Origin of the sequence: Nocardia sp. JMUB6875, from assembly GCF_041154655.1 — a bacterium.
Classification (GTDB): Bacteria; Actinomycetota; Actinomycetes; order Mycobacteriales; family Mycobacteriaceae; genus Nocardia.
In genome coordinates, this window is record NZ_BAAFGR010000337.1 from 1 (window position 1) to 3,255 (window position 3,255).

The 3,255-nt window shown below is 67.8% G+C and carries 4 protein-coding genes; all 4 read left to right on the plus strand.

What is annotated here, in order from left to right:
* Window positions 1-98 precede the first annotated feature (98 nt).
* A complete protein-coding gene (locus ACAM49_RS39400) occupies window positions 99-1,550 on the plus strand; it encodes an MCE family protein (RefSeq protein WP_369640612.1) in 1,452 nt (483 codons plus the stop codon).
* A gap of 50 nt (window positions 1,551-1,600) precedes the next feature.
* Window positions 1,601-2,416 (plus strand): hypothetical protein, encoded by an 816-nt coding sequence (locus ACAM49_RS39405; RefSeq protein WP_369640613.1) that lies wholly within the window; start codon window positions 1,601-1,603, stop codon window positions 2,414-2,416.
* Window positions 2,413-2,904, plus strand: a complete 492-nt coding sequence (locus ACAM49_RS39410) for a h domain protein (RefSeq protein ID WP_369640614.1) — start codon at window positions 2,413-2,415, stop codon at window positions 2,902-2,904. The genes ACAM49_RS39405 and ACAM49_RS39410 overlap by 4 nt, the downstream gene beginning before the upstream one ends.
* Window positions 2,905-3,046: 142 nt before the next feature.
* A partial coding sequence (locus tag ACAM49_RS39415; protein ID WP_369640615.1) for an SDR family NAD(P)-dependent oxidoreductase occupies window positions 3,047-3,255 on the plus strand: 209 nt, incomplete at its 3' end.

The window sequence follows — 3,255 nt, forward strand, 5'->3', positions numbered from 1 at the left end:
CCCGACACCCCCGCGCCGGTCCCGACCATTCCCGGAATCGGGCAGGTTCCGGGTCTGCCCGCGATTCCGGGCCTCACTGTGCCGCAAGGGAAGTGACGATGAAACTCACTCGCTTCGTCAAGGTCCAGCTGGTCATCTTCTCCGTGCTGACGGTCATCGGCATCACGGTGATGGGCGGCTACTACGTCGGGGTGCCCGCCATGCTGGGCATCGGACGCTATGACGTGACCGTGCGGCTCGCCGCCACCGGCGGGCTCTATGAGCACGCCAATGTCGCCTACCGCGGCACCAATGTCGGCAAGGTGAAGGAGGTCGTGCTGACCCCCGCCGGGGTGGACGCGAAACTCTCCATCGACAGCGACTACAAGATTCCCAAGGACGTCGACGCCTGGGTGCGGAGCGTGTCCGCGGTCGGTGAGCAGTACGTCGACCTGGTGCCGGTCGATAATCCCAAGGGTGGCAACCTGTCCGACGGCTCGGTGATCCCGGTCGAGCGCACCAAACTGCCGCAGGACGTCGGCAGCCTGCTCGATCAGACCGACCGGCTGCTGAACAGCGTCGCCGACACCAAGCTGAAGCAGGTCATCGACGATGCCTTCGTCGCGTTCAACGGCGCCGGACCGGATCTGCAGCGCTTCCTGGACTCCGCGACCCTGCTGGTCCAGGAGGCGAAGAAGAACACCGACGCCACCAAGGACCTGATCGAGAAGATCGGCCCGCTGCTGGACACCCAGGTGCAGTCCGACGACGCCATCCGCAGCTGGACCAAGGATCTGGCGACCGTCACCGACCAGCTGCGCGAGCACGATCCGGCGCTGCGCAGCGTCATCCAGAAGACGCCGGGCGCGGTCACCCGGGCCACCCAGCTCTTCCAGGATCTCAAGCCCACGCTGCCGCTGCTCGCGCGCAATCTGGTCAGCGTCGGCCAGGTCGGCTACACCTACAACGCCGGCCTCGAGCAGCTGCTGGTGGTCTTCCCGCCGCTGATCGCCGGGCTGCTCAGCGTCGCGACCGGCGGGCCCACCGAGTACGGCGCGATGGTGGACTTCATGGTCAGCGTCAACGACCCGCAGGGCTGCACCACCGGCTTCCTGGCTCCGGAGGAGCGGCGCTCGCCCGCCCTGCTGGACCACCCGGACACCCGGAAGGGCCTGTACTGCAAGGTTTCCCAGAACTCCCCGCTGGCGGTCCGCGGTCTCCGCAACACGCCCTGCATGGAGGTTCCCGGCAAGCGCGCACCGACGCCCGAATTGTGCCGTGATCCAGAGGGTTACGCGCCCGAGGGCGACAATCCTCCCTTCGGCAAGCCGAATCCGGTGGACAAGGACGGCAACCCGATCGGTGGCACCCATCCGAGCGGCTACACCACCCAGCCCGGTGCCAACACCGAGGCCAAACCGGCGTCCGTGCAGACCCAGCCGTACGATCCGCGTACCGGCGAGTTCCTCGGTGCGGACGGCCGCACGTATCGTCAGGCGAATATCGACAACAACGGATCCGGGATCGTCCCGGCGAGTTTGACAGCAATGGTCCAGGAGCAGGTGAAGTGAGCGATTCGAGCGATTCGAGTGTGGTGAGAAACCGGACACGACGGCGGGCTGTGCGCTCGGAAGGGCCCCCGCCGGAGGAGACGGGGGCCGCCACACCGGCGTTCGAAGCCGTCGTGCCCGCTCCGGCCGCGGCGGGCACCGAGCCCGTCGCGCTGAGCAAGGAAACCGTCGAGGACTCCGCTCCGGTGGAAGTCGTCGGGTGGGGCGAGGCGCCCGAGGCCACCGAAGCTCCCGTGGCTCCCGCAGCACCCGAGACGGCCGCGGAAACCTCGGACTCCCCGCAGGAGCCCGAGGAGCCGGTCGCCGACACCGCCGACACCGCTGCTGCTTCCGACGCCACACCCGAATCCGAAGCGCCCGCAGTCGCTTCGGCCGACGGTGGCAGCCTCTGGATGCGGGTCGTCGCGGTCGCCGCCCTCGTGCTCGCCGTGGTGGCGGTGAGCAGCACCGTGTGGGCGAGCCACCAGCGCAGCACCTACGCCGATCAGGACGCGCTGCGCGCCGACTACGTGCAGGCCGCCAAGCAGGCCATGCTCAACATCACCAATATCAGCGCCGATACGGCCCAGGCCGATATCAACCGGGTGCTCGAGGTGACTTCCGGTGACCTGCACAAGGATTACACCGATCGCAAGGACGACTACGCGGGCATCGTGCAGAAGGCTCAGGTCAAGGCCAAGGGTGAGGTCGTCGAGGCCGCCCTGCAGTCCTCGGACGACCACACCGCCGTCGTGCTCGTCGCCGTCAAGCAGACCCTGACCAACGCCGGCGCGGAGGGGCCGCAGCAGCGGCAGTACCGGTTCAAGGTGACGCTGTCCAAGGACGACAAGGGCATCACCGCGACCGGAATGGAGATGACGGTATGAACAAGCGTCAGCGCGACCTGATCCTGATGGTCTGTTCCCTCGTCGTGTTCGCCGCGAGCCTGGGCATCGGCGGCTGGATCGGCTACGGCTACTACCAGGACAGCCAGGTCGACAAGGCCCGCGAAGAGTCGGTCGTGGTGGCCAAGCGGACCGTGGAGGGCATGTTCGGCTACAACTTCCGGACCATCGACGCCACCATGGCCAAGGCCGGCAACGATATGACCGGGAAGTTCCGCGACGACTGGATGAAGGTCACCAGCACCGTCCTCGCGCCCGCCGCGAAGGAGAAGGAGCTCGTCGTCGAGGCCACCGCCACGGAAACCGGTGTGATCAAGGCGGATTCGAAACATGTCGAGGTGATGGTCTTCCTGAACCAGAAGAGCGCCGGCAAGGACCCCTCCAAGGGCACCTACGACGCGAGCCGGCTGCGCGTGACCCTGGACCACAGCGGCGACCGCTGGCTCGTCTCGGACGTCACCCCGGTCTGACGGCCCTCGATCCCGAAACGCGCGTGGCGGCCGCCGCGCGCGTTTTGCGTTGCCGGACAGTGGTTGCCGACTGGTCGGGCGGTTGTTGGCGATCTAGGCTGCTCGACGGGAACTGCTGGAGTTGAGAGGTCGGGATCGCACCGTGGGTAGCAAGACGTCGCCGTGGACCGCTGCGGATATTCCGGATCTCAACGGGCGCACCGCGATTGTGACGGGGGCCAGTGCGGGGTTGGGGTTGGAGACGGCGCGGCGGTTGGCGGAGCGCGGGGCTCGGGTGGTGATGGCTTGCCGGAGTGGGGAGCGGGCGGCCGCGGCGGCTGAGGAGATTCGGGCGGGGGTGCCGGGGGCCGA